This is a genomic window from Gordonia sp. CPCC 205515, from assembly GCF_048537925.1.
GTDB lineage: Bacteria > Actinomycetota > Actinomycetes > Mycobacteriales > Mycobacteriaceae > Gordonia.
In genome coordinates, this window is sequence record NZ_JBCLVJ010000011.1 from 19,522 (window position 1) to 45,596 (window position 26,075).

Sequence of the window (26,075 nt, forward strand, 5' to 3'; positions counted from 1 at the left end):
CCTAACCATCCCGCAGCAGGCGGCGCGGTCCCGGTCCGAGTTTGTTCATCTCGTCGCCCGGGTTGAGCAGATGACACTCGCGCAGCGACAGGCAGCCACAGCCGACGCAGGAGCCGATCATGTCGCGCATGTTCTCCAGGAGCGCGATCCGCTCGTTGATGTCGTCGATCCATCGGCGCGACGCGGCCTCCCACATCTGGGTCGACGGGGATTCGTGGTCGCCGAGTTCGGCGAGGACCTCGGCGATCACCGACAGCGGGATGCCCGCGGTCTGCGACGCCCGGATGAACGCCACCCGACGCAGCATCGCGCGATGGAAACGCCGCTGGTTGCCTGCGGTGCGACGGCTGAAGATCAGCCCCTGTTCCTCATAGAACCGGACGGCCGACGGCGCGATCCCGGCACGCTCCGCCAGCTCGCCGACCGATAGTTCCAGCTTCCGGACCGACACGCCTCCAGGCTAACCGGCGACCTGGGTCGAGAGCGGGGTCAGCCGCGCACGACCATTACCGGGCACTGCGCCTGATGCAGGATCTTCTGGCTGGTCGAGCCGAGCATCAGGCCCTTGAATCCGCCACGTCCACGGCTGCCGACGACGATCAGCTGCGCGCTGTCGTCGGCGGCGTCGAGGACCGCCTTGGCGGGCTCCTCCGGGATCACCTTGTGCTCGACGGTGACGTCGGGGTAGTCCGACGAGTAGCCGGCGAGTCGTTCGCCGAGCGCCTCGACGGCCTCCTGCGACATCCGCTCGACCTCGGCGGGTTCGATGCCGTATCCGTGCAGGGCGTCGACGTCGAGCGGGGTCCAGGTGTGGACCGCGAGGAGCGTCGTGTTGCGGACGGACGCCTGCCGGAAGGCCTCGGCGACGGCGGCATCGCTGACCGGCGAGTCGTCGATCCCGACCACGACCGGCCCGTCTCCGCCCGGCCCCGCCACCACGACGACCCGACCGTGGAAGTGCGCGGCGACGGTGGTGCTCACCGAGCCGAGGAACAGGCCCTTGATCGAGCCGAGTCCGCGGGTGCCGAGAACGATGGTGCCGGCGTCCTTGCCGAGCTCGAGCAGCGCACGCGCTGCGTCGCCCTCGACGAGGGCGGTCTGCACCGTCACGTCCGGCGCGGTGTCCTTGGCCAGCGCCGCGGCCGCATGGGCCGCGTCGGCCGCGTCCTGCTTGATCGCGTCGACGACATCCTGCGGGATGATCAATCCGGGAGCGTAGTTGCTCGTGCTGACGTCGTAGACCCCGACCAACTTGAGGTCGACATGCTCTGCCGCGGCGGCCTTGGCAGCCCACTGCACAGCCGCATTCGACGCATCCGAACCATCCACTCCGACGAGAATCGCGCTCATGACCGGTCTCTTCTCCTCACTCGTTCCACACTTGCTCCCTCATTGTCCATGGTCCATGTTGCAGCATGCCCCGGCAATGGGGAAAAAGTCCCCCGCACAGTCTTTTTCGCCACTCACCTGATTCACCTGGCGGCCACCGGATCGTCACCGGCCGGCCATCGTCGGTACCGTGGAGGTGAGGTGAATGACTATGGAACAACATGCACATGACAGCAGCTCCAGGGCGTCCCCGTCGACGGGTGACGAGGTGCGACGCGCCGTCGTACACGGTGCTCTCACAATCGGTTTCGCATTGGCAGCGGCCTTCGTGGCCGGGGCCTCGAACGACGGACTACGCACCGCGCTCATCGTGGCGTCACCGGTCATCGTGCTGATCGGCGCGCTGGCCGCACTGTGGCGGACCTATGCGAGCTGGCGGTCCGGCGGTCGATGGCAGGTGTGGCAGGGTGCATCGTGGTTCCTGCTGGCCATGTTCATCTTCTTCCTGATGGGCAGCGCTCCGGCGCTGCTCACGTCCGAGTGACGGCCGATCAGCCGCGCGCGTGCGGAGACTCGAAGACAAAGTGCCGACCACCGATCCGCACCCGCGAGCCGGGCAGCAGGAGTTGCGGTCGATGAGCCGGTACCCGGAACTCGCGTCCGCCCGCGCGCGGCGCGGACACGAAAGTGCCGTTCGCCGAGCCGAGATCAATGAGCTGCACCGACCATTCGATCAGCTTGATCGCGACATGCCGGCGCGACATCTCACCGGTCTCGTCGACGACGCTGATCGGTCGGGGTCCGCCGCGGCGTCGACCGTCGCCGGACTCGGGTTCGCGGCCGATGACCAGATCCTCGTCGAGCAGGACCGTGGTTCCGTTGTCCAGCAACAGCCATCCCAGCGGAGGCCGTTCGCCGACGACCAGGCGGGCCGTGACCTCGTCCATCCGCAACCCGCACACCGCGCACGCCCAGGCCCGTGGGTCATTGAGATGACCACGCGCACAACGTATTCCACGGACCAATGAGCTCGTAGCCGCAGCCGATGCCACCGACTGCGACACCTCGACCGCCTGCGCGAGCACCTCGGTACGAAGAGTGTTGGGCGAGTTGACCTCCGGCGCCGTCACCGGGTCGTCGACGGCACCGTCCGGATCGAGCGCCGGAAACTCCAGCGTCACTTCCGAATCGTCGGGCCGGGCAGGCTCGAGATCGTCGTAGGCGCCGGTGCCGGCCATACCCGCCGGGGTGTGCAGCAACGCGCCGGCCGCCGGCACCGCACCCGCGATGAGATCGAAACGCTCCTCACCGGGCTCGTCGGGCACCACCCCGTCGAGGTAGAGCCCGAGCCCTTCGATCGGCCAGCCGATCATGCGATCGATCGCCCGTCCCCGCGGCGGGACCAGGCGGCGCCCGTCGACCTCGGCGAACACCGCGCCGCGCAGATGAACCGAGAGTCCGGTGGCGTCGACGGCCACGAAGGCGATGTCGACCGAGCCGTCGCCGGTGGCGATCTTCTCGGCCACCACCCGCGGCACGTCACCGGTGGCATCGAGCGCATCGCCGGCCGCGACGCACACGAAATCCGATGCGCGGACCACCATTCCGGCACCGGGAACCAGCGTGACCCGCGGACTCGGGAGACCGGGTGTGGCGGGCGTCTCGGCGGCGGAGTCCATCAACTCTCACTCCGGAGGTCGAGACTGATCTCCTCGGCGTCGAGTTGCCGCAGTTCGTGCGTCAGCAGCGACGAGTTGTAGGTGCCGGTGGAGCGCATCTCCAACAGTGTGGCCCGCTGCGCGTCGATGACGTCGCGACGGACCTTCTCGTAGGCGGCGCGATACGCCAGGTTCCGATCCATCGTGTCGTCGTCGGACTGATCGTCGCGCTCCTGCCGTTCGAGTCGCGCCTTGACCCAGGGATACCGATCCGCGAGATCGGAGTCGGTCATCACCTGCTGCGCGGTGCGCGACAGTTCGGCACGCAGGTGACTCTGCTCGGTGACCAGATCCGCGGTCTCGGGGAGGCGCAGCGCCCGGATCAGCGTGCTCAGCGTGCCGCCCTGCAGCATCAGCGACGTGGCGGCGACCACGAACGCGATCAGCACCAGCAATGCCCGCGACGGGGTGTCGGCGGGCAGGGTCTGCGCGGCGGCCAGGGTCAGCACACCGCGCAGGCCGGCCCACACGATGATCGTTCCCTCTTTCGGGCCCATCGGAGTGGCGGCGTAATAGTCGATGTCGGCGAGCGCACGGGTGATGCGGTTGCGATAGTGCTGCACCGCTTCGGGATTGGCGGCGAAGGCGGCCGTCGACAGCTGGTCCGAGGGCGCGCGCCGACGCCGCCCGAGCCGCAGACGAAAGCGCAGTCGACGCGGCGTAGCCCCATCCGGTGCGTCGGCGTCGGGCCGCTGCGGCGCCCGGGCGATCTTGCGCTGTTTCGCCGAGATCCGGGCGTCCATGTGCTCGAGGTAGGGCCGCATGGCGGTGCCACGGCGCGCCCGTCGGTTCAGGTACCAGACCAGCGGCGCGACATACAGCGCGCGCACCACCACGGTCAGCGCGAGGGCGACGACGCCGATCCACACCGCCGTCGGTACCCCGCCGTGCTCCTCGTGCACGTCGCTGATCAGACCGAAGAGTTCGAGGCCCATGAGCAGGAAGATGCCGCCCTCGGCCAGCAGCTCGACGGTGTGCCAGTTCTGGCTGTCGGAGATCCGGTGCGCAGGGGTCAGGTAGCGGGCGGCGCCGGCGCCGGTGATGAGTCCGGCGGTGACGGCGGCGACGAGTCCGGATGCACCGAGTTCCTCGGCCGGCAGATATGCGAGGTAGGGCACGGTGAACGAGATCGCGGTGTTCACCGTGGCGTCGGGCACGCGCGCCCGCACCCAGAGGTTCACCGTGCCGACCACCGCGCCGACGGCGACCGCGGCGACCACCGCCCAGACCAGGTTGAGCGCGACGTGCCCGAACGAGAAACCGGCGCCGATCGCGGCGATCGCAGACCGCAGCAGGACCAGTGCGGTGGCGTCGTTGAGCATGCTCTCGCCCTCGAGCATCGCCACCAGGCGCCCGGGAACCCCCACACGTCGGGCGATCGAGGTCGCGACCGCGTCGGTCGGGGACACGATCGCACCGAGCGCGATGCCGGTCGCGAGACTGATGTCGGGCAGCACCCAGGCGAAGAAGAACCCCATCGCGACGGTGCTGATGATGACCAGCAGCACCGCTGACGCGCTGATCGCGGTGAAATCCCGACGGAAATCCATGGTGGGCATCGAGACCGCAGCCGAATAGAGCAGCGGCGGCAGCACGCCGACCAGGATCCACTCCGGGTCGATCTCGATGGACGGCACGATCGGCAGGACCCCGATCAGCACACCGGCGATGACCAGCAACAACGGTGGGGCCACTCGTATTCGTGGACCGATGACGTTGGCGGCCGCGATCCCGAGGACGGCGAGGATCACCATCAGGAGTTCGAACATGGCACCCATCCTGTCGCACCCGGCCCGAACGGTTCGCAGCACGCAGTGCCATCATCGATTGTGACATTGACTGTTGACAAGTTATGGCCGCCGTTTTAGGTTCGTCCCATGCAGACCATCGGCCAGACCTACGTCCCCGAGACCGACCCCGGGGCCGCCGACGACTACACCCAGGTCCTCGACGACCTCTCCGCCGCATCGGTGCACCGCAACTTCGACCCGTACACCGACATCGACTGGGATGCGCCGGAGATGGCCATCGTGCCCGACGATCCGCGGTGGATTCTGTCCAAGGAGGTCGATCCCGTCGGCCGGCACCCCTGGTATCAGGCGCAGCCGCAGAGCAAGCAGATCGAGATCGGCATGTGGCGCCAGGCCAACGTGGCCAAGGTCGGACTGCAGTTCGAGTCCATCCTCATCCGCGGGCTGATGCAGTACAGCTTCAAGCTGCCCAACGGCGCCAAGGAGTTCCGGTACACCACGCACGAATCCAAGGAGGAGTGCAATCACACCCTGATGTTCCAGGAGTTCGTGAACCGCACCGGGATGGACGTACCCGGCGCCAAGATCGGTCACCGCCTGATCTCGCCGTTCGTGCCGCTGGTGTCGACGGTGTTCCCGACGATCTTCTTCTTCGGTGTGCTCGGTGGCGAGGAGCCGATCGATCACATCCAGAAGGACTTCCTGCGCACCCGTTCGACGCTGCACCCGACGATGGCCGCAGTGATGCAATTGCACGTCGCCGAGGAGGCCCGGCACATCTCGTTCGCGCATCACCTGCTGCGCGAGACGATTCCGCAGAAGGGCCGCATTCAGCGCTTCCTGTTGTCGCTGATGCTGCCGCTGACCATGCGCATCCTGTGTGGTGCGATCGTGGTGCCGCCGCGCACCTTCCGCCACCGATTCGACGTACCGGACGCCGTCATGCGCGACATCTTCTGGCGGTCCCCGGAATCGAAGCGCTTCCTGCGCAACGTCTTCGGTGATGTGCGGATGCTCGGCGAACAGTGCGGCCTGATGAATCCGGTGTCGCGTCTACTGTGGCGCGCGCTCGGCATCGGTGGTCGCCCCTCGCGCTACCGCAGCGAGCCCACCTACACCGCCGCCTGATCCGCCATGCCCCACGTCGTCACCCAGGCGTGCTGCGGGGACGCCTCGTGCGTCTATGCATGCCCCGTCAATTGCATCCACCCAACTCCCGAGGAACCCGATTTCGGCACCTCGGAAATGCTCTACATCGACCCGGCGACCTGCGTCGACTGCGGTGCCTGCGTCAGCGCCTGCCCCGTCGGTGCGATCGTCCCCGGCCACCGACTCACCGACGAGCAGAAGCGCTTCGCCGAGGTCAACGCACTGCAGTTCACTCCCGATTCGGCTGCGGCAGCACGCTTTCCGGTCGACCCGGCGCGGCGCCTCCCGCTCGCGCCGATCGACAAGCCACGCGGGATCGACGTCGACGAGCCGATCTCGATCGGCATCGTCGGGTCCGGGCCGTCGGCGATGTACGCCGCCGACGAATTGCTGCGGCACCCGCAGATCTCGGTCACGATCTACGAGCGGCTGCGGCGACCGTTCGGCCTCGCCCGCTACGGTGTCGCCCCCGATCACACCGCCACCCGCACCGTGATGCGTCTGTTCGACGACATCGCACGGCACTCCCGCTGCGATATCCGACTCGGCACCACCGTGGGCCGCGACATCACCCTCGACGACCTGCGCACCCGGCATCGGGCGGTGATCTGGGCGGGCGGCGCCGCGTCGGACCGCCGACTTGACATCGACAACGCCAGCGCACCAGGCGTGCTCAGCGCGACGTCACTGGTCGGCTGGTACAACGACCACCCCGACTACGACCACCTGACGGTGGATCTCTCGACCTCCCGCGCGGTGATCGTCGGCAACGGCAACGTGGCGCTCGACGTCGCACGCATTCTCACCGCCGATCCGGAAAAGCTTGCCGCAACCACGATTTCGCGACACGCGTTGACAGCACTGCGGACCTCTGCGGTCCGGGAGGTGGTGGTCGTCGGCCGGCGTGGACCCACCGCGGCCGCCTTCACCCTGCCCGAGTTGATCGGCCTGGTCGACGGCGGCGCGAACGTCGTCGTGGACCCCGTCGATCTCGCGGGCGCTCATGCCGAGGACCCCACCACGGCGGCCAAACTCGATGTGCTCGCCGAGCTCGCGAGCCGCACCCCGTACGACGGGCCGCGCATCCGACTGGCCTTCGGCCGGTCACCGCGGTCGGTGGTGCTCGAGGCCACCGGTCGCGCCGCCGCGGTGACCTTCGACCGCAACCGGCTGCGTCCGGACGGATCGATCGAGCCGACCGACGAGACCGAGACGATCGACACCGGACTCGTACTCACCTCGATCGGTTATCGCGGACTCGCCGTCGACGGACTGCCCTACGACGCCGCACGCGGGGTGATCCCGCACGACGCGGGCCGGGTACTGCGCGACGGCACCCCGGTGGCCGGGATGTATGTGACCGGGTGGATCAAGCGGGGGCCGTCCGGCTTCATCGGCACCAACAAGACCGACTCTGCCGAGACGGTGGCGTCGTTGCTCGCGGACCTGGAAGCGGGTCAACGCACCGCGCACCGGCATCGTCGACGTGGGTCGCTCGTCCCACTCGGCCGCTCCCGTCACTAACGCAAAGTTCCTGATTGCCAACGTGTTTCACTGTGAAATGTAGGAAACAGTTGGGTTACGAAGCTCGCCGCCGACACGGTATCCGGGGTTATCCTCAGTCACCACTAAGTCAGGTGACGGGAGCGGTTGCGGTGAGGACGACGTACTCGCGGTTCGATTACATCGATGCCGCCCGGGAGACCGGTGCGCAGTTCGTCGAGCTGGTGGCCGGCGTCACCGATCCCGACCTGCGGCTGACGAGCACACCATCGTGGACGGTCACCGATCTCTTCGGGCACGTGGCCGCCACCCCGTCCCGCTACCTCGAACTCGCCACCGGCGGCGGGGCGTGGTCGTGTCGCGCCGACGACCTGCCGGACTTCAACGCCAAGCAGATCGCCAACCTGACCACCCGGGACATCCGCGAGCTGGGCGACCGACTGCTCGACAGTCTCGAACAACTACTCGACACCGTCGGCCACTTCGGTGCGCAGGTCCCGACGATGAACTTCGACGGTGACCGCCGCATCCGCGCCGACGCCGCGCTCGGCATCCTGATCGGCGAGTTCGTCGTCCATGGCCACGACGTGGCACGCACCGTCGGCCGGACGTGGGCGATCGATCCGGCGCTGGCACCCATGATCGCGCGGGGCCGGCACCACGTGCTCCCGAGTTGGGTCGACGACACGGCGTGCCGCGACCATTGCGCCACCTACGACATCCGGCTACGCGGCACCGAGGAACGCTTCGTCTACGAGTTCACCGACGGGCACCTCGAGGTCGATCCCGCCGAACCGCAGCACCCGGACGTGCACATCAGCATCGACCCGGTGACCGCATTGCTCGCCGGGTACGGACGCATCTCCCCCACGTGGGCGGTCCTGACCGGAAAGGCCGTCGCCTGGGGTGCCCACCCGTGGCTCGCCGCCGGACTGGGGAACCGATTCCTGCCCGCCTGAGTCCCCCGGTCCGGATCCGGTTCAGTTCGACTCGCTGATCATCACGGCCACGGTGCCGGGTTCGAGGGCGTCGAAGACGTGCTCGATGTCGCCGGCATAGGAGATGAAGTCCCCCGGCCCGAGTTCTTCGGGCTCCTCGGTCGGTCCCAGCCGCGCGCGGCCGGCGGTGATGATGACCCGTTCGACCGTGCCCCGCGTGTGCGGCGCCGATACGCGCGGTTTCCCGGGTTCGGCACGGATCAGGTAGATGTCGCTGCGCGACCCGGGCCGCGCCGTCGAGAGCAACGTCGCGACGTAGTCGGCGGCCGCGGCCGAGAACACCGGGCCCTCACCGAATCGGACGACCTCGACCGGATGGGTCGAGGTCTCCGGGAACGCCGCGGACGGGGGTCCGGGCGCCGTCGAGAGCGCCCACAGCGTCTCGATGCTGGGGTTTCCGTCACCCGATTCCAGTTGGGACAGAGTCGATTTCCCGATTCCGGCACGTCGTGCAAGCTCGCCGATGGACAGCCCCGCGCGCGTGCGCTCCCGTTTCAGCGCCGCCGCGACGACCTCCTTGGGATTGGTCGCCGGCCGCACCGCGTCGCCATCGTTCGATGCAGCGGACGATCGTCCATCTTGACGAACAGTATCCATAGTGTTCATCATAGTGGCTATGCGTTCGATGTGGAGAACACTTGACGGTGCGACGTTACGCACCATCGTTGTCATGACCGCATCGATTGTGGTCATCGGCGCGTCGTATGGGGTCGCTGCGGAGTCCGCGGGCTTCACCTGGTGGCAGATCCTGGTGGTCGCGACTGTGGTGCTCGCCGGGTCGTCGGAGTTCGTCTTTGTGGGGATTCTGGTGGCCGGCGGCCTGCCGATCGTCGCGGCGCTGGCCGGACTGCTGCTCAATACCCGGAACTTCGGCTACGGACTCGCCGTCGGTCGGCACCTCGGCCGCGGGCTGCCGATGGTGCTCGGTGCGCATCTGATCAACGACGAGAGCGCGGCCATCGCGGGTGCCGAGCACCAACCGCGTCGGGCGCGGGCAGCGTTCTTCCTGTCCGGGGCGGCCGTGCTGATCAGCTGGCCGCTCGGGTCGCAGCTCGGCGTCGTGATCGGGCGGTTGGTTCCCGATCCGAGCGCACTGGGACTCGATGCGGCTCTGCCCGCCCTGTTGGCGGCGCTGGCGCTACCGGCGTTGCGTCAGCGGTCGACGCTGGCGGCCGCAGTGCTCGGCGGGGCGATCGCGGTCGCCGTGTCGCCGGTGCTGCCCGCGGGGTTGCCGATCCTGCTGGGCCTGATCGGGCTGGTCATTGTCGAGGTGGTGCTGCGCCGACGTGCGCAGGCCGCACCAGAAGTCACAATGGGCTCCGAAGAGTTCGTGGAGGCCGCGCGATGACCGGCTGGGGCGTATGGGTCGGTGTCGCGGTCCTGGCCGGCGGCACCTACCTGCTGCGGGTGGCCGGACCGATGTTGCGGACTCGCGTCGAGGTGAGTCCGCGGACCGCGGCGGTGCTCGACCGGGCAGCCATCGTGCTGCTCGTCGGAGTGGCGTTGACCGGCGCCCTGTTCGACGGTCCGGATCTGATCGGGTGGGCGCGACCGGCCGGCGTCGCCGCCGGCGTGCTCGCCGCGCTGTGCAAGGCGCCGCTGGTGCTCGTGGTGGTCATCGCGGCGGGAGTCGCCGCAGGATTGCGGGCGGTCGGCGTCGCCTGACACCGACCGCCCGATCCAAAGGACGAGGCGTGGACTAGCGTGCGGCGTCGCCGGTGCGACGACGGCTCGACGACTGCCCACGGCCGGCACCGGAGCGGCCCCGACCGCCGGACGAAGCCGGACGACGACGTCCGGACTGACCACCGCCGGACCGGCCACCCGAGCGCGAGCCCGCGTTCTGCCGGGTCGCCGGCCGCGGCGCGGCCTTGGGCTGAGGTGCGACGAAGGCGGCGCGGTCCCCGACCAATTCGTCCACCTGGGTCGACCGAGCATCCACTCGAGCCGGAGTGACCTTGATGGCGGCCTTGCGCAGCAGTCCGGCAACGTCGCGACGCTGATCGGGCAGGCACACCGTGACGACGTCACCGGCGCTTCCGGCGCGGGCGGTGCGGCCCGAGCGGTGCAGGTAGGCCTTGTGCTCGGCGGGCGGGTCGACGTGGACGACGAGTTCGACGCCGTCGACGTGCACCCCGCGGGCCGCGACGTCGGTCGCCACCAGGACGCGGACGTCCTCGGAGAACGCCTTCAGGTTCCGATCCCGTTGCGCCTGGCTGAGATTGCCGTGCAGGTCGACCGACGGGATGCCGGCCTCGGTGAGCTTCTGTGCGAGCTTCTTGGCCTGGTGCTTGGTGCGGGTGAACAGGATTCGTCGTCCCTGACCGGAGGCGAGTTCGCGGACGAGATCATTCTTGTCCGACGGCGCGACCTCGAACACGTGGTGGGTCATCTCCACCGGCGGTGCGGTGTCCTCGGTCTTGTGCAGGTGCGGGCGATCCAGGAACCGCTTGGCGACCTTGTCCACCCCGTTGTCGAGGGTGGCGGTGAACAGCATGCGCTGGCCATCGGCGGGGGTGGCGGCCAGAATCCGGGTCACGCCGGGCAGGAAGCCGAGGTCGGCCATGTGATCGGCCTCGTCGAGGACGGTGATCTCGACGTTGTCGAGGCGGACGACGCCTTGGCGCATCAGGTCCTCGAGACGGCCGGGACAGGCGACGACGATGTCGACGCCGCGACGGAACGCCTGTTCCTGACGCTGCTGGCTGACACCGCCGAACACCGTGGTGACGGTGAGGCCGACTGCTCCGGCCAGCGGGGTGACGACGGCGGCGATCTGGGTGGCCAGCTCGCGGGTCGGGGCGAGGATCAGCCCGGTCGGCACGCCCGGCTTGCGGGTCACGCCGATTTCGGCGAGACCGGCGACCAGCGGGATGGCGAACGCGAGGGTCTTACCGGAACCGGTCTTGCCGGAGCCGATCACATCGTCGCCGGCCAGGGTGTCGGCCAGGGTTTGCGCCTGGATCCGGAAGGGTTCGGTCTTGCCGTCGGCGGCAAGCACTTTGACGAGTGCGGCGGGCACGCCGAGGGACTCGAAGGTCACAGACATGAATAAGTCTTTCTTGTTTGCGACGCACGGCGGCACACAGGTGCACCGCGGTGGTCGGGTGGCGAAGACGCAGATGTGCGAGTTCGTTCGCCGTATGAAAGTCAAAGAGCAGGCCTGATGCCTGTCGAATGAGGCGTTCTACGACGCGTGGACGGCGCCTTGCGGCACGTCTCTGTGGATCAGCCTACGTAGGTCACCGCCCACCCGCCAAATCGTGGTGACTCGGGTCATAGCGGCGACGGAACCCGATCGGGGTGTGCCGCGTCCTATTGTCATGATTCCCCACCGCACTCCCCGGCCGTCGACCGTCTTCGGGATCAGCCCGGACGAGGTGGCGGCGCTGGTGCGGATCTGGCAGGAGCAGGCGCGAGTGATCGATGGTCTGGATTTCGCCGGCCTCGCAGCGCTGCCGGTGTCGGCGAGTCGGGTGGTGGCGGCGTTACGGGCGACCGCGTCGCCCGCGCGCACCGCCACCGCTGCGGTGGGTGGCCGGCTGACATCGATCGCGGCGGCGGTGGCGGTGTTCTCTGCCCGGTCGGTCGCCGAGGACCACGCCGCGGCACGTCGGCTCGCCGAACTCCCGGATCGCTGATGCACCTGGCGATTTCGGATCTGCGTGCGCTGCCGATCGGGCCGATCGGCAGCGCCGGGGAGACGGCGCAGGCCGCGGCGGGCGTGCTCGACGGGGCGCTCGATGCGGCGGTCCGGGCCGACGACCGTGCCCCGCGGTGGCGCGGCGCCTGTCATGACGCGGTGCTCGCGAAACTCGCGTCGGAACGCGACCATGCCGACGAGGTCCGCAACGTTCTCGCGCAGATCGCCGATGAGGCGATGGAGGCCGGGGTGGACCTCACCCATGCCCGAGAAGCGGTGCTGCGCACCGTGGATGCCGCTCTCGCCGACGGATTCAGGGTCACCGACAGCGGTCTCGTCCACCACGGCGACGTGTCGAAACAGGAACGCGCACAATCGCTTACCGCGTCGATTCAGCGTGGTCTGGCGGTGGCCGGGACGCTCGACGACGACTACGGCGCCCGGCTGGAGGCGTTGCGCGATGATCTGGCCGGGATGGTGGACGGCCAGCCCGAGGTAATCACCCCGGCCGGTGGGCGCGCCGACGCGGATGCGGTGGTGACGCACCTGGTCGGCCTGACGCCGGCCGCCCGCCGCGCCTACGTCAACTTGCTCACTCCGACAGACCGACGGCATGTGGCGCAAGCGAATCCGCAGATCATCGGCAACCTCGACGGCATCGACTTCGCCACCCGCGCCGCCGCGAACGAGATCAACATCCGCGCCGCGCTGATCGCCGAACAGCAGGCCGGCCGCGGCGCACCGGGTCAACCACGCGCCGATCGGTTGCGCGCCTTCCTGCGGCACCGCCGATTCCTCGCCTTCGACAACTCGACGAACGGCCACTTCATCGAGATGGTCGGCGAGATCGGCGCCGACACCCGCACCGCCACCGTCGTCGTCCCCGGCACCTTCGCCGGTATGAACACCAGCGCCGACGAATCTGCTGCGGCAACCGAACTGGCGCGACGCACCGGCGGTCCCGTGTTCGTCTACCTCGACGGCGACCTGCCGCAGCAACTCGGCCACGAACGCCTGCCCGCCATCCTCGGGCTGGTCGGCGCCGCCGGACTACCACTGGCACTGCGGGATTCCGCCGCCGACCCGCGGTTCGCCCGGGAAATGGCGCCGCGGTTGGTGTCGTTCGCCCGCGAACTCGACACCGAACTCGCCGCCCACACAACGGGAGTCCGGACCACCGTGATCGGGCACTCCTACGGCGGATCGGTCGTCGGCTCGGCCGAACAGCTCGGCCTGCGCGCCGACAACGTGATCTACGCGTCGTCGGCGGGCACCGGGGTGTTCGACGGCCCATGGCGCAACCCGAACCCCGACGTCGCACGTTATTCCCTCACCGCACCCGGCGATCCCATCCAGTACGTGCAGTCACTGCCGGGCAATCCACACGGCCACGACCCGGACACCGCGCCAGGAGTGATCCGGCTCGACACCGGGGAGTACGGCGATGGGCGCCTCGTCGCAGGCGGCTCCGGACACAGCGATTACTGGCGGGACCCGGACTCGACGGCGTTCACGAACATGGTGAAGGTGATCACCGGGGACGAGCCGACCCGCTACGTCGACCACGCGCCGGACCGGCCGACCGATCCCCTACTGCACGTTGCCGGTGACCTGCTGCGGTCCGTCATCGGACCGGTCGGCGGCGGCCTGCTCGACGGCACGATCGACCTCCCCGGCCCGCTGCCGGACATCCCCCTGCGCCTGCCCCGCCTGCCCTGGTCGGCATGAGGGCACCAGCATTCGGCGACGACAACCGGATTGACGGCACCCCGGCAGATGCGCGACGATGCGGTACGTGTTCGGATCTCGTCTCATCGCCCCAGGGTGTGCGGAGGTTGTCGGCGTGACCGCCGGCCTCGCTTGACTCCCCGGCCCCACAGGCGCGTGCATCGCATCGTTGCGACCGCGCCGGTGGAAACGTACTCCATTCACCACTCACACTTCAGGGACCTTGACTCATGCATGCCCTCACCGAATCACAGATCCGCAAGTCATTCGTGAATACGACTCTGCGCGAACGCAATTCCATCACCCTGTCCACACACTTCGCCGATACCGACTGGGACCGTGTCGATTTCCTGGGCTGGCGCGACCCCAAACTCCCGCTCGTCGGATACCTGGTCGTACCCGTCGACGACAAGCTGGTCGGCGTCATGCTCCGCCGCGGTGAGCGCCAGCCGCGGACCCGGCCGCAGTGCTCGTTCTGCGAAGACGTGCAACTGCCCAACGAGGTCGCGTTCTACAGCGCGAAACTCGGCGGCGCGGCCGGACGCAAGGGAGACACCGTCGGCACGCTGGTCTGCGCCGAGTTCGAATGCTCCCACAATGTGCGGGTGAAGCCGTCGGCGATCTTCGCCGGTGACGACCCGGAAGCCATTCGGCAGCAACGGATCGACGCATTGCGCCTGCACGCGCAGGGGTTCGCCCGGCGAATCCTGCAGGGGTAGCTTGACGACGTGCGCCCGCGTTCAGCGGAACGCGGGCGCACGAAGGTCGACGGGGGTCAGCCGAGCTTGCCCAATTGCATCCAGGTGTCGACGACAGTGTCGGGGTTCAGCGACATCGACTCGATCCCCTGCTCCATCAGCCATTCGGCCAGGTCCGGATGGTCACTCGGACCCTGTCCGCAGATGCCCACGTACTTGCCGCGCGCCTTGCAGGCGGCGATCGCCGCGCTGAGCATGTACTTGACGGCGGGATCGCGCTCGTCGAATGATGCTGCGACGAGCGCGGAATCGCGATCGAGGCCGAGTGTCAGCTGCGTCATGTCGTTGGAGCCGATGGAGAATCCGTCGAAGTGATCGAGGAAGGCGTCGGCGATGACGGCGTTGGACGGCACCTCGCACATCATGATCACCTCGAGCCCGTTCTCCCCGCGCGTCAGCCCGTGCGAGGCGAGCAACGCGATGACGCCTTCGGCCTCGGCGACGGTGCGGACGAACGGGATCATGATCTTGACGTTGGTCAGACCCATCTCGTCGCGGACGTATTTCAGGGCCTCGCACTCCATGGCGAAACACTCGGCGAAATCCTCCGACAGGTACCGCGACGCGCCGCGGTAGCCGATCATCGGGTTCTCCTCGTCGGGCTCGTACAGACTCCCGCCGACCAGCTTCTCGTACTCGTTGGACTTGAAGTCCGACATCCGCACGATCACCGGATGGGGCGCGAACGCGGCACCGATCGTCGCGACTCCCTCGGCGACCCGCTTGACGAAGAACTCCCGCGGGCTCGAGTAGGCGGCGATCGCCTCACCGATCTGCTCCTTGAGCGGGCCGTCGAGGGTGTCGAAGTCGAGCAGCGCCTTGGGGTGAATCCCGATCTGGCGGTTGATCACGAACTCCAGCCGCGCCAGACCGACGCCGCTGTTGGGCAGTCGGGAGAACGCGAACGCCTGCTCGGGGGTGCCGACGTTCATCATGATCTTCGTGCCGATCTCCGGCATCGCCTCGATCGTGGACTCGGTGACGTCGAAGTCGAGCAGGGTGTCGTAGACGTACCCGGCGTCGCCCTCGGCACACGAGACGGTGACCTCGCGGCCGGCGTCCAGCGAGCGGGTGGCGCCACCGGTGCCGACCACCGCGGGGATGCCGAGTTCGCGGGCGATGATCGCGGCGTGGCAGGTACGGCCGCCGCGGTTGGTGACAATTGCGCTGGCGCGCTTCATGATCGGTTCCCAGTCGGGATCGGTCATGTCGGCGACGAGCACTTCACCGGGCTGGAACTCATGCATCTGTTCCACCGATTCGAGGACGCGTACGGCGCCGGCGCCGATGCGGTGGCCGATCGCCCGACCCTCGGCCAGGACGGTGCCGGTCTCGTTGAGCCGGAACCGCTGCTGACCGGTGACCGCAGCACGCGACTGCACGGTCTCCGGACGCGCCTGCAGGATGTAGAGCTCACCGTCGACGCCGTCGCGGCCCCACTCGATGTCCATCGGCCGCTTGTAGTGTTCCTCGATCACCAGCGCCTGGCGGGCCAACGACTCGACCTCCGCGTCGGTGAGGCTGAGCAGTCGCCGATCGGCAGGCTCGACGTCGACGAACTCGATGGTCTTACCGACCGACCGGTCGTCGGTGTAGACCATCTTGGTCGCCTTGGAGCCGATCCCCCGCTTGAGGATCGCGGGACGGCCGGCTCGTAGCGCGGGCTTGTAGACGTAGAACTCGTCGGGATTCACCGCGCCCTGCACGACGGCTTCGCCCAGCCCGTAGGAGGACGTCACGAAGATCGCGTCAGGGAAGCCCGATTCGGTGTCGATGGTGAACATGACGCCCGAGGCGCCGATGTCGGAGCGGACCATCTGCTGCACGCCGGCCGACAGCAGCACCGCATCGTGGTCGAAATTGTGATGCACCCGGTAGGCGATGGCGCGGTCGTTGTAGAGCGACGCGAACACCTCGTGGGTCGCCTGCAGAATCGCGTCGATGCCGCGCACGTTGAGGAAGGTCTCCTGCTGCCCGGCGAACGACGCGTCCGGCAGGTCCTCGGCGGTCGCACTGGACCGGACCGCGAACGACGCCTCGTCCGAGCCGCCGGACAGTTCGGTGTACGCCGCCCGGATGTCGGCCTCGAGATCTTCGGGGAACCGCTGCTCGAGCACCGCGGTCCGGATCTCCTTACCCGCTTCGGCCAGCGCCTGCACGTCCTCGATGTCGAGGTCGGCCAGACGCTTGCTGATCCGCTCGGCCAGGCTGGACCCGGACCCGTCGGGCGTGCTCAGGAACCGCCGGTAGGCGTCGGCGGTCGTGGCGAATCCGTTGGGCACCCGGACCCCGAGATTGGTCAGGTTGCGCACCATCTCGCCGAGTGACGCGTTCTTGCCGCCCACCTGCTCGATGTCGTCGAGGCCGAGGTCGGCGAACCACCGGACGTTGCTGTTCATGAAACTGGCTCCTCAATCACCTTCGATGGGTCTGCGGGCGAGCACCTGCAGGATCAGCGTGGACATCTCCTCGACGGATTTCGCCGACGAATCGATAATGGGTAGGTCGTGGGCGCGGTACAGCGACTCGGCGCGCTTCAGTTCGTAGGAGCACTGTTTCAACGACGCGTAAGTCGAGTTCGGCCGACGCTCGGTCCGGACCGCGCTGAGCCGGGCCGGAGTGGTCAGAATCCCGAAGCAGCGATCTCGTAGATGCCGGATCGGGCGCGGCAATACGTCGCTCGCGAGATCTTCGTCGACGAGTGGGTAGTTCGCGACGAACAGTCCGTGCTGCAGCGCCAGATACATGGTCGTGGGGGTCTTGCCGCAGCGTGACGGTGCGACCAGGATCGCGTCGGCCTTGTCCAGCGATCGGACACTCTGGCCGTCGTCGTGCTCGATCGCGTACTCGACGGCCTGCATCCGCGCGTTGTAGCGCTTGACGTCACCGACGCCGTGCAGCCGCGCGGGTGCCCGGGCCCCAGCGGTGCCGAGGATGGTTTCGATCTGACCGATGTGGGAGTCGAAGAAGTCGATCAGCGGGACGCGAGTCTTGTGCAGCTCGGCCCGGACCTCGTCGAGTACCGCGGTCGCGAACGCCAGCGGTGTGACGCCGCGATCCATGGCGGCATCGAGCCGCTGCACCACCTCGCGGGCCTCCTCGACCGTGGTGATGAACGGGATCAACGTCCGGTCGAACCGTTGGTCGGGGAACTGCAGCAACAGCGCGTTGCCCATCGTCTCGGCGCTGATTCCGGTGCTGTCGGACAGGAAGAACACCGGAACCGTGGAGTCACCGGGGTGTCCGGCGTGCGTCTGACTCACCCGACTATTCTCCTGTCGTTCGACGATGCGCCCACCTATCGTTGCGCATGCGTTCCGTGGGGCGGCGAGGTGGTCACATCTTCCGGTAGCAGCCGGGACCGGTCAACAGTTGTGTGTAGCCCTTCGCACGCTTCCGACCCGTCGGTTCGGCGTCTTCTACGATCGACCTGTGACGTCCGCGAGGAATTGCCGGCAACGATGAGTGACGACGCCCAGCGACGGCGGATCGGCCCCAACGACGGACCTGTCGAAGACGAACTCGAACGCAGCTTCGAGGCCGTCGTCACCGAAGGTGCCGAACGCCTGCATCGCACGGGACGCGCCGTGATCATCACCGGCTTGTTCGGCGGGATTGAGGTGTCGGTTGGCATCATGGCGATGCTGGCCGTGCTCCACCAGACGGGAAATCACCTTCTCGCCGGCGTGGCGTTCTCCATCGGACTCATCGCCATCTACCTCGCACACAGTGAGTTGTTCACCGAAGACTTCCTGATGCCGATCGCGGCGGTCGTGGCACGCGACGGCAGGCTTCGTGACCTGGCCAAACTGTGGATCGGCACCCTCGCTGCCAATCTGGTCGGTGGCGCGGTCATGATGTGGATCATCACTCGTGCGTTTCCCGAGTGGAACTCGACATTGGCCGAATCGGCCGAGCACTTTGTCCACGCCCCCCTCGGTCTGCAATCCATCTGCCTGGCGATTCTCGGCGGGAGCACGATGACCCTGCTGACCAGGATGCAGCAGGGCACCGATTCGCCCGTCGCACGAATCATCGCGTGCGTCGGTGCAGCGTTTCTGCTCGCAGGTCTGCAACTGTTCCACTCGGTTCTCGACTCGCTGCTGATCTTCGGCGGCATGTTCTCCGGTGCTGACGTCAGCTACGTCGATTGGCTCCGGTGGTTCTGGTACGCGGTGCTGTTCAACGTCGTCGGCGGAGTGGTGCTCGTGACATCGCTCCGGCTTCTGCGGACGAAGGAACTGGTGGAGGAAGAGCGCAGGGACGGCACTTACAGCGGCGGGTGACGTATATACGACGAGACCCCTCGTCGCTGCTCCGTCGCAGCTGAGAGGGGTCTCAAGTGTGGAGCTAGGGAGAATCGAACTCCCGACCTACTCGATGCGAACGAGTCGCGCTACCAACTGCGCCATAGCCCCGGGCGATCATCAACTGATCAACCGCAGGCAACTCTAGCAGCCCGGGTGGGGCACTTCGCAAACCGCCGCGCACTCAGCCCGCACGACGGTGCGGCTGGTCTTCGCGCACGATCCGACGATGCTGGTACGGCGGCAGGTGATCGAAGATCGGGTCTTCGTCGTCGATCTCGAGGACCGTGGATCCACCGGGACGGCGCAACCGCGGAGGCGGCGGCGCGGCGGCGAACTCGGGCACTGCGGCCGCCCGACGGCGACGCTCGTCCTCGTCGTGACGGGCGCGACGGGCACGGGCCGCGCGCTGGGCCCGAATGCGCTGCTCGGTGGCGGTGGCGCGGCGTAGGTAGGCGAGGTAGCCGATCAGCATCAGCGCGCTCACGGCGGTGAGAATCCAGCCGGTCGCGCCGAGGAAGATCCCGGACGCGATGGCCGCAATCACCAGGACCACCAACCCGATCAGCACCCGCTGCCGTTCGCGGTACTTCATCTCCGCGCGCTTCGCGTCGGGCGAATAGGCGGTGCGACGCCGGCGTGGCGGCTCCGGGCGCTCCTCGGCAGCGGCCGGCGCGGGCGCGGCGGGGGTCTCATCTCGGTGCTGCGCTACCGCGGGCTCTTCCTCGAAGTCGTCCTCGTCCTCGTCGTCGAAGTCCTCGTAGTCGTCGTCGAGGTCTTCTTCGAGGTCTTCTTCGAGGTCTTCTTCGAGGTCGTCTTCGAGGTTGTCTTCGTACTCGTCAACCTCGTCGTCGTACTCGTCCTCGTCCTCGAACTCCTCGTCCTCATCGACGAGTTCACCGTCGTCCTCGTCCTCGAGGTCGCCCTCGTCGAGATCGGCCTCGTCATCGGCCTCGTCTTCGGTCTCGAGCTCGGCGTCGACGACATCGGCCGAGTCGTCAGACTCCGCATCGGGTTCCGGATCGACGAACTCGCCGTCAACGGTGATCGTGTCCTCGTCGGCGGCCTCATCGGTGTCGATGTCGGTGTCGGTGTCGGCGGATTCGATGTCTGCCGAATCGATTTCGTCGACACTGTCGTCGGTGTGCGAGTCGGCATCAACGGTCGGCGCCTCGACTGTGGCGTCGGTCGCGCGGCGCATCTTCGAGGTCGCCTTGGTGGTGTCGGCGTCAGAATCTGGTGCGGTCGTGTCTTTTTCGTCGTCGAGAACCGCGGTCGCCGTGCGAGTGCGAGTAGATCGCTTGCTGCGCTCGGACTTCCACGACGGATCGTGCGGGTGGGCACCCGACGCGCGCCGGCGTGCGGTCCGGGTCTGCGTGCCGCCGCGATGCAGCAAGCGGGTTGCCTTGACCGCATCGGTGGTCTTGCGCATCTGGGGCCGACCCTTGAGGACCATCGGAACCAGAACGAAAAGCCATACGGCCACAAGGCAGACCCACAGAACTGAGTTCGGCATTTGCGACTCTCCCCTCTTTTCACTCTGGTTACACGGCGCCACCCCACAATCTAGGGGTGGGCGAGTGCCAACCTGCGCAGACGCGCCGGGGAACGACCACATTGACGCCGATTCACAGTCGACTCTCAGCCGGACCGGTGTCAGTGAAAGGACGCGCGTCCCGCCCGGACGAGTGTCTCGGCGGCACTGCCGACGACTTCTTCGGCGGTCAGCGCGAAGAGGATGTGATCACGCCACTTCGCGTTGACATCCATATAGCGCTGCAGGAGGCCTTCGCGGCGGAACCCGATCTTCTCCAACACCGCCTGGGACGCGCCGTTGGACGGTTGTACTGTCGCGTCGAGCCGATGGAGGCCGACCGGACCGAAACAGTGGTCGACGCCCAATGCTGCTGCGGCGGTGGCAATTCCCTGCCCTGAACGATTCGCGTCGACCCAGTATCCGATCCACGCGGTGCGCACGGCGCCGCGCTGGATGTTGCCCACGGTGAGTTGTCCGACGTAGTCGCCGTCGACCTCGATGACGAACGGCAACACCGCACCGCGTTTCGCCTCCGACCGCAGGACCGAGAACTGTGGGGCCCATGCGCTCGGATGATGCCGTTCGGACCAGCTGCCGACCCCGGTCGGCTCCCACGGCAGCAACGAGTTCTGGTTGCGGATCCGCAACTCGCTCCATGGCTTCGCGTCTCGCAGTCGCACCGGCCGCAGGGTGACGGCACCCGCCCGGGTCCGCAACGGACCCACCGTCGCGGGCCATCCGGGACTGGCCGGAGTCCCCGTCAACCACCTCAACACGCTTGACACTCTATGACGTGGTCAATGATTCGCGCGCCGTTACCCGCGCTGCGCCAGGAACGCGACCTCGACCTCGTCACCGGTCTTGAGTTCCTCGACGTCGGCCTCGACGATGATCAGGCAGTTCGCCTCGGCGAGCTCGGCGAGCAGGTGGGAACTGCCGGTCGGCGAGGCGCCGATGACCTGCACCAAATACTCGCCGGATCGTTCATCACGCATCAGTTGGCCGCGCAGGAATCCCTTGCGACCGGCCACCGAGGCGATCGGTCCGATGGTGCGTGCCTTGATGATCCGGCGCATCGGCTGACGTTTGCCGAGCGCGATGCGGATCAGCGGCCGCACCATCACCTCGAAGGTGACCAGCGCGCTGACCGGGTTGGACGGCAGCAGGAACGTGGGGACCTCGTCCCGGCCGAGCCGCCCGAAGCCCTGCACCGATCCCGGATGCATCGCCACCCGCACGATCTCCAACTCGCCGAGATCACTCAACGCGTCGGCGACCGCTCGGGACGCAGCCCCGCCCACGGCCCCGCAGATCACCACGATCTCGGACCGGATGAGTTGCGCCTCAACGACTTCGCGCATGCGGGAGGTCTCCCGTTCGGCAATGCCGACACGGTTGACGTCGGCGCCGGCGTCGCGGGCCGCGGCCGCGAGTGCGTAGCTGTTGACGTCGAAGATCTGTCCGGGTCCGGGCGACCGGTCGATGTCGACGAGTTCGCTGCCGACGGAGATGACCGAGAGTCGCGGCCGGGGATGCACCATCACCCGCGCCTGCCCGACCGCGGCGAGCAGACCGACCTGGGCCGAGCCGATGATCGACCCGGCACGCACGGCGACGTCGCCGGGTTGCACGTCGTCGCCGATGCGCCGCACGTAGTCGCCGCTGTCCACGGCGTGCCCGATCTTCACCCGCTGTTCGCCACCGTCGGTCCACCGCAACGGGACCACTGCATCGGCCAGCGTGGGCATCGGGGCACCGGTCTCCACGCGCACGGCCTGACGCGGCTGCAGGCGAGTGGGTGTGCGCTCCCCCGGCTGTACCGTGCCGACGACCGGGAGTTGCACGATCATCGGCTCGTTGGCCGCCAGCTCCACGAGTTCGGCTCCGCCCGAATCGAATTCCTCGATGTCCTCGGGCGCGATGGTGCCGGCGAGATCGACGTCGACGGCCCGCACGGCGTAGCCGTCGATCGCCGCCTGATCGAAGCCGGGCATCGGTCGTTCGGTGACGACCTCTTCCGCGCACATCAGACCCTGCGCCTCGGAAATAGCGACCCGCACGGGACGCGGCGCGACCGCGGCGGCGGTCACGATCGTCAGATGATCCTCGACCGAACGCATGTCACCCCTCGCCCATCTCGTCTACCGGCACACTTCGGTACGAGATTAGCGGTCCGCCCACCGCAGATGAGGCAGGCGCGCGGGCCTTGATGGTGCTCAGCCCTCGGCGAGTCGCTTCTCCAGCCACTCCCGCAAGTCCGGGCCGTAGTCTTCGCGGTCGAGGGCGAAGTCCACGGCCGCCTTGAGGTAGCCGCCGGGGTTGCCCAGGTCATGGCGCGTGCCGTGATGCACGACGACGTGTACCGGTTCGCCCTCTTCGATCAGCAGCGCGATCGCGTCGGTCAGCTGCAACTCGCCACCGGCTCCCGGAGTGATACGACGCAGCGCGTCGAAGATCTTGCGGTCCAGGATGTAGCGGCCGGCCGCGGCCAGGTTCGACGGCGCATCCTTCGGCTCGGGCTTCTCGACCATCCCCTTGAGCCGCTTCACGTTCGGGTTGTGGGCGTCTGGGAGTTCCTCGACGTCGAACACGCCGTAGGCGCTGATCCGGTCGCCGGGCACCTCGATCGCGCACAGCACCGAACCCCCACGACGCGCGCGGGTGCGGGCCATCACCTCGAGCACACCGCCGGGCAGGACCAGGTCGTCGGGCAGCAGCACGGCAATCGCGTCCTCGTCGGCGTCGAGGTAGTTCTCCACGCAGCCGACGGCGTGACCGAGGCCGAGCGGCTTGTCCTGCACGACCGAGGCGACCTCGAGGAGCGACGGCGCCTTGCGCACCTTCGCGAGCATCGCCTCCTTGCCGCGCTTGGCCAGGGTGTTCTCCAGCACGAGATCCTCGACGAAGTGCGCGACCACCCCGTCCTTGCCGGGCGAGGTGACGATCAAGAGACGTTCGGCGCCGGCCGCCTTTGCCTCCTCGGCAACGAGTTCGATACCCGGGGTATCGACAACGGGCAGCAATTCCTTGGGGACCGTCTTCGTCGCCGGCAGAAACCGCGTCCCGAGGCCGGCGGCCGGCACCACTGCGGTCCGCGGAATGGGCGGTGTGCTCGACGATGTGTTGGGCGACGACGCATTCTGGGTTGACACGTCGGTAGGCTTGCTCACGCCACTGGAAGTCATGAGGACACCCTAATGGCCATTCCTGCGGGGAGTCTGCCGAGTTGATGTCGGATTTCTTCGGGTGCGACGGATAACACATTTTTCTGTCAACGCAGAGAGCGGCCGCAATGCCTGAGACGACGAAGCAGCAGCTACGCCTCGAGTTCGAACAGCGACGCGCATCGCTGAGTCCCTTCCGGCGCGAGGAGATCGCGGCGAACCTCGCCGAATGGATCTATTCCGCGCCGTTCCGCCTCGAATACGACGTGACCGTCGCGGCCTACGTGCCGATCCGCACCGAGCCCGGCTCCGCAGCCCTGCTCGACGCGCTCCTCGACCGTGGCGTCACGGTGCTGCTCCCCGTCGTCCCCGACGGTGAGCCTGCGGCACTTGACTGGGTGCGCTACGACGGCGCGAGTTCGCTGGCCATCGCACGTTTCGGCTTGCTGGAACCGATCGGGGACCGTCTTGGCGCCGATGCTGTCGAGGCCGCGTCGGTGATCTTCGTGCCCGCCTACGCCGTCGACAAGACGGGCAATCGGCTGGGTCGCGGGGCCGGCTACTACGACCGGACCCTGCAGCGTGTGTCCGCAGAACTGGTCGCGGTGGTGAACGACGACGAGGTCGTGACGGCGTTACCCGCCGATCCGCACGATGTGCGGGTCGGATGGGTGCTCACCCCGGATGCCGGGTTCCGGCAGCTGGGCTGAGCCGACCTGATGCTCAGGCGGAGGTAGCCGCCGGAGCGGGCTTGCTGTCGCTCTTGGTCGACGAGCTCGACGAGGAGTCCGACGAGCTACTGCTGCTCGACGACGAGCTGTCCGACGACGAGGTGGAACTGTCCTTGGTCGATGCGCTGTCCGACGAGCTCGACCCGGAACGGGAGTCGGTGCGGTAGAAGCCGCTGCCCTTGAAGACGATGCCGACCGAGTTGAACAGCTTGCGCAACCGGCCCGCGCACTGCGGGCATTCGGTGAGCGAATCGTCAGAGAAGGACTGGACGATGTCGAACTTGTTGTCGCACTCCGTGCACGCATACGAGTAAGTGGGCACCGCTAACCTCCGAGACGTAGTCGATCGTTGGTCATTCTAACCGAAGTTGGCACTCCGACATTCCGAGTGCCAAGCAACGGCATTCGCGCCGGTCAGTCGCCGATTAGCGCAATATCGCGATCGGGGACGCCGTCACGGTTCATATCGGCCTCGCGCGCCTTGTGCGCATCCCACCGCAGCAGCGCACCCGCGGACAACGCGGCCACCACACTGCCGACGAGGATCGCGACCTTGGCGGCCGTGTCGTGGCTGCTCGATCCGTGTTCGAAGGAGAGTTCGGCGATCAGCAGGGCGACGGTGAATCCGATGCCGGTCAGCATGCCCACCGGCACCAGGTCGCGTAGCCCGATCGCATCGGGCAACCGCAGCGGCGTGAATCTGACCATGACGGCGGTCGCCCCCAGCACACCCACGATCTTGCCGACGATCAGCCCGAGGAAGATGCCGATCGACACCGGTTGCAGGATGTCGGACTCCCCGATCACCGTGACCCCCGCGGACAGGAAGGCGAAGATCGGCAGGGCGACGGCCGACGACGTCGGTCGGATGGCGACCTCGAATTGATGAGTGCGGGAACTGGTTTCGCCGTGCATCGCGAGGGCCGGCACGGCGAAGCCGAGCAGCACGCCTGCGACGGTGGCGTGCACGCCCGAGGCGTGCATGAGCGCCCAGGCGACGACCGCCAGCGGGAGCAGCACGACGGGGATCAGGAATCGGTGACGCGGACGCCGACGCCGGACGAGCACCCCGAACACCGCGATCACGACCAGCGCCGCCACCAGCAACGCGACGTTGATGGTCTCGGTATAGAAGGTCGCGATGACGGTGATGCCGAGCAGGTCGTCGACGACGGCGAGGGTCAGGAGGAAGGTGCGCAGGGCGAGCGGCAGTCCGCGACCGAAGATCGCCAGCACCGCGAGGGCGAACGCGATGTCGGTCGCGGTGGGGATGGCCCAGCCGCGCAGCGCTTCCGGGTCACCCGCGGCGACGACGGCGACATAACACAGCGCAGGCACCACCATGCCGCCGATCGCGGCGACGATCGGGACCCCGGCCAGTCGGATGTCGTGCAGACTCCCGGCGACGAACTCCTGCTTGAGTTCGACACCGACGATGAAGAAGAAGATGGCGAGCAAGCCGTCGGCCGCCCATTCGGCGACAGACAGATGTAGGTGCAGTGACTCGGGACCGAACTCGTACGCGATCAGGGAGTCGTAGGCGTCGCGCCACGGCGAGTTCGCCCAGACGACGGCGGCGATCGCGGCGATCAGCAGCAGCGCTCCGCTGGTGACATCGAGGGATACCCAGCGTCGGAATCGCTGACGCGGGGATGGTTGGTGGGATACCGGTGTGGTCATCAGATCTCCTGGTAGTCGACGGCCGGGTAGCGCTGCATGCACGTACCCTCTCCCGACCGGACAGGGTCGGGGCCGACCA

Annotated in this window: 25 protein-coding genes and 1 tRNA gene; 11 read left to right on the forward strand and 15 right to left on the reverse strand. The window is 67.7% G+C overall.

The window, feature by feature from the left end; genetic code table 11:
- Position 1: 1 nt before the first annotated feature.
- The gene (soxR, locus tag AAFP30_RS17600; RefSeq protein WP_419231274.1) at positions 2-451 is read right to left on the reverse strand and encodes a redox-sensitive transcriptional activator SoxR; all 450 of its coding nucleotides are present in this window, start codon (positions 449-451) and stop codon (positions 2-4) included.
- 38 nt (positions 452-489) lie between these two features.
- A complete protein-coding gene (locus tag AAFP30_RS17605) occupies positions 490-1,350 on the reverse strand; it encodes a universal stress protein (RefSeq protein WP_419231275.1) in 861 nt (286 codons plus the stop codon).
- Positions 1,351-1,642: 292 nt separating this feature from the next.
- Between AAFP30_RS17605 and AAFP30_RS17610 the strand changes: the two genes are divergently transcribed.
- Positions 1,643-1,873 (forward strand): hypothetical protein, encoded by a 231-nt coding sequence (locus AAFP30_RS17610; RefSeq protein WP_419231276.1) that lies wholly within the window; start codon positions 1,643-1,645, stop codon positions 1,871-1,873.
- 7 nt (positions 1,874-1,880) lie between these two features.
- Here the strand turns inward: AAFP30_RS17610 and AAFP30_RS17615 are convergent, their stop codons facing one another.
- Together AAFP30_RS17615 and AAFP30_RS17620 are read right to left on the reverse strand one after the other, a co-directional pair.
- Positions 1,881-3,008 carry an FHA domain-containing protein gene (locus AAFP30_RS17615; RefSeq protein WP_419231277.1) on the reverse strand — a complete coding sequence of 376 codons (1,128 nt, stop codon included), beginning with the start codon at positions 3,006-3,008 and terminating at the stop codon, positions 1,881-1,883.
- Positions 3,008-4,816, reverse strand: a complete 1,809-nt coding sequence (locus AAFP30_RS17620; protein ID WP_419231278.1) for a cation:proton antiporter — start codon at positions 4,814-4,816, stop codon at positions 3,008-3,010. The genes AAFP30_RS17615 and AAFP30_RS17620 overlap by 1 nt, the downstream gene beginning before the upstream one ends.
- A 108-nt stretch (positions 4,817-4,924) precedes the next feature.
- Between AAFP30_RS17620 and AAFP30_RS17625 the strand changes: the two genes are divergently transcribed.
- From AAFP30_RS17625 to AAFP30_RS17635, 3 genes are all read left to right on the forward strand, one after another.
- Positions 4,925-5,926 carry an AurF N-oxygenase family protein gene (locus AAFP30_RS17625; RefSeq protein ID WP_419231279.1) on the forward strand — a complete coding sequence of 334 codons (1,002 nt, stop codon included), beginning with the start codon at positions 4,925-4,927 and terminating at the stop codon, positions 5,924-5,926.
- A 6-nt stretch (positions 5,927-5,932) separates the two neighbouring features.
- The gene (locus AAFP30_RS17630; RefSeq protein ID WP_419231280.1) at positions 5,933-7,471 is read left to right on the forward strand and encodes a 4Fe-4S binding protein; all 1,539 of its coding nucleotides are present in this window, start codon (positions 5,933-5,935) and stop codon (positions 7,469-7,471) included.
- Between the two features lie 131 nt (positions 7,472-7,602).
- Positions 7,603-8,409, forward strand: a complete 807-nt coding sequence (locus AAFP30_RS17635; protein WP_419231281.1) for a maleylpyruvate isomerase family mycothiol-dependent enzyme — start codon at positions 7,603-7,605, stop codon at positions 8,407-8,409.
- 21 nt (positions 8,410-8,430) lie between these two features.
- On the opposite strand, the gene AAFP30_RS17640 is transcribed toward AAFP30_RS17635, so the two are convergent.
- Entirely contained in the window at positions 8,431-9,045 is a 615-nt protein-coding gene (locus AAFP30_RS17640; protein ID WP_419231282.1) for a helix-turn-helix domain-containing protein, read from the reverse strand.
- 19 nt (positions 9,046-9,064) lie between these two features.
- On the opposite strand from AAFP30_RS17640, the gene AAFP30_RS17645 reads away from it, so the two are divergent.
- Both AAFP30_RS17645 and AAFP30_RS17650 read left to right on the forward strand, forming a co-directional pair.
- The gene (locus AAFP30_RS17645) at positions 9,065-9,796 is read left to right on the forward strand and encodes an AzlC family ABC transporter permease (RefSeq protein WP_419231283.1); all 732 of its coding nucleotides are present in this window, start codon (positions 9,065-9,067) and stop codon (positions 9,794-9,796) included.
- Positions 9,793-10,113: an AzlD domain-containing protein gene (locus tag AAFP30_RS17650; protein WP_419231284.1), complete on the forward strand. Its 321-nt coding sequence runs from the start codon at positions 9,793-9,795 to the stop codon at positions 10,111-10,113. Before AAFP30_RS17645 ends, AAFP30_RS17650 begins: the two co-directional genes overlap by 4 nt.
- 34 nt (positions 10,114-10,147) lie before the next feature.
- On the opposite strand, the gene AAFP30_RS17655 is transcribed toward AAFP30_RS17650, so the two are convergent.
- Complete coding sequence (locus tag AAFP30_RS17655) at positions 10,148-11,497, reverse strand: DEAD/DEAH box helicase (protein ID WP_419231285.1); 1,350 nt, start codon at positions 11,495-11,497, stop codon at positions 10,148-10,150.
- Positions 11,498-11,771: 274 nt separating this feature from the next.
- Here AAFP30_RS17655 and AAFP30_RS17660 point away from each other — a divergent pair, with 274 nt between their 5' ends.
- From AAFP30_RS17660 to AAFP30_RS17670, 3 genes are all read left to right on the forward strand, one after another.
- A complete protein-coding gene (locus AAFP30_RS17660) occupies positions 11,772-12,089 on the forward strand; it encodes a hypothetical protein (protein ID WP_419231286.1) in 318 nt (105 codons plus the stop codon).
- Entirely contained in the window at positions 12,089-13,819 is a 1,731-nt protein-coding gene (locus tag AAFP30_RS17665; protein ID WP_419231287.1) for an alpha/beta hydrolase, read from the forward strand. The genes AAFP30_RS17660 and AAFP30_RS17665 overlap by 1 nt, the downstream gene beginning before the upstream one ends.
- Positions 13,820-14,049: 230 nt before the next feature.
- Positions 14,050-14,538: an FBP domain-containing protein gene (locus AAFP30_RS17670; RefSeq protein ID WP_419231288.1), complete on the forward strand. Its 489-nt coding sequence runs from the start codon at positions 14,050-14,052 to the stop codon at positions 14,536-14,538.
- A 56-nt stretch (positions 14,539-14,594) separates the two neighbouring features.
- Here AAFP30_RS17670 and ppsA read toward each other — a convergent pair whose 3' ends face one another.
- Together ppsA and AAFP30_RS17680 are read right to left on the reverse strand one after the other, a co-directional pair.
- Positions 14,595-16,976 carry a phosphoenolpyruvate synthase gene (ppsA, locus tag AAFP30_RS17675; RefSeq protein WP_419231289.1) on the reverse strand — a complete coding sequence of 794 codons (2,382 nt, stop codon included), beginning with the start codon at positions 16,974-16,976 and terminating at the stop codon, positions 14,595-14,597.
- 12 nt (positions 16,977-16,988) lie between these two features.
- Positions 16,989-17,840 (reverse strand): pyruvate, water dikinase regulatory protein, encoded by an 852-nt coding sequence (locus AAFP30_RS17680; protein ID WP_419231290.1) that lies wholly within the window; start codon positions 17,838-17,840, stop codon positions 16,989-16,991.
- 198 nt (positions 17,841-18,038) lie between these two features.
- Between AAFP30_RS17680 and AAFP30_RS17685 the strand changes: the two genes are divergently transcribed.
- Complete coding sequence (locus AAFP30_RS17685; RefSeq protein ID WP_419231291.1) at positions 18,039-18,863, forward strand: formate/nitrite transporter family protein; 825 nt, start codon at positions 18,039-18,041, stop codon at positions 18,861-18,863.
- A 59-nt stretch (positions 18,864-18,922) separates the two neighbouring features.
- On the opposite strand, the gene AAFP30_RS17690 is transcribed toward AAFP30_RS17685, so the two are convergent.
- The 5 genes from AAFP30_RS17690 to AAFP30_RS17710 form a co-directional block, all read right to left on the reverse strand.
- A tRNA-Ala gene (locus AAFP30_RS17690) sits at positions 18,923-18,995 on the reverse strand.
- Positions 18,996-19,068: 73 nt separating this feature from the next.
- Complete coding sequence (gene glpR, locus AAFP30_RS17695) at positions 19,069-20,400, reverse strand: gephyrin-like molybdotransferase receptor GlpR (protein WP_419231292.1); 1,332 nt, start codon at positions 20,398-20,400, stop codon at positions 19,069-19,071.
- A gap of 140 nt (positions 20,401-20,540) precedes the next feature.
- Entirely contained in the window at positions 20,541-21,197 is a 657-nt protein-coding gene (locus AAFP30_RS17700; RefSeq protein ID WP_419231293.1) for a GNAT family N-acetyltransferase, read from the reverse strand.
- Positions 21,198-21,236: 39 nt separating this feature from the next.
- Complete coding sequence (gene glp / locus AAFP30_RS17705; protein WP_419231294.1) at positions 21,237-22,541, reverse strand: gephyrin-like molybdotransferase Glp; 1,305 nt, start codon at positions 22,539-22,541, stop codon at positions 21,237-21,239.
- A gap of 96 nt (positions 22,542-22,637) precedes the next feature.
- A complete protein-coding gene (locus AAFP30_RS17710) occupies positions 22,638-23,606 on the reverse strand; it encodes a UTP--glucose-1-phosphate uridylyltransferase (protein ID WP_419231295.1) in 969 nt (322 codons plus the stop codon).
- Between the two features lie 107 nt (positions 23,607-23,713).
- Between AAFP30_RS17710 and AAFP30_RS17715 the strand changes: the two genes are divergently transcribed.
- Positions 23,714-24,295, forward strand: coding sequence for a 5-formyltetrahydrofolate cyclo-ligase (locus AAFP30_RS17715; RefSeq protein ID WP_419231296.1), 582 nt, complete (start codon positions 23,714-23,716; stop codon positions 24,293-24,295).
- A gap of 13 nt (positions 24,296-24,308) precedes the next feature.
- On the opposite strand, the gene AAFP30_RS17720 is transcribed toward AAFP30_RS17715, so the two are convergent.
- Together AAFP30_RS17720 and nhaA are read right to left on the reverse strand one after the other, a co-directional pair.
- On the reverse strand, positions 24,309-24,638 hold the full coding sequence (locus AAFP30_RS17720; RefSeq protein WP_419231297.1) for an FmdB family zinc ribbon protein: 330 nt from the start codon (positions 24,636-24,638) through the stop codon (positions 24,309-24,311).
- A 92-nt stretch (positions 24,639-24,730) separates the two neighbouring features.
- Positions 24,731-25,996, reverse strand: a complete 1,266-nt coding sequence (gene nhaA, locus AAFP30_RS17725; RefSeq protein ID WP_419231298.1) for a Na+/H+ antiporter NhaA — start codon at positions 25,994-25,996, stop codon at positions 24,731-24,733.
- Positions 25,997-26,075: the final 79 nt, after the last annotated feature.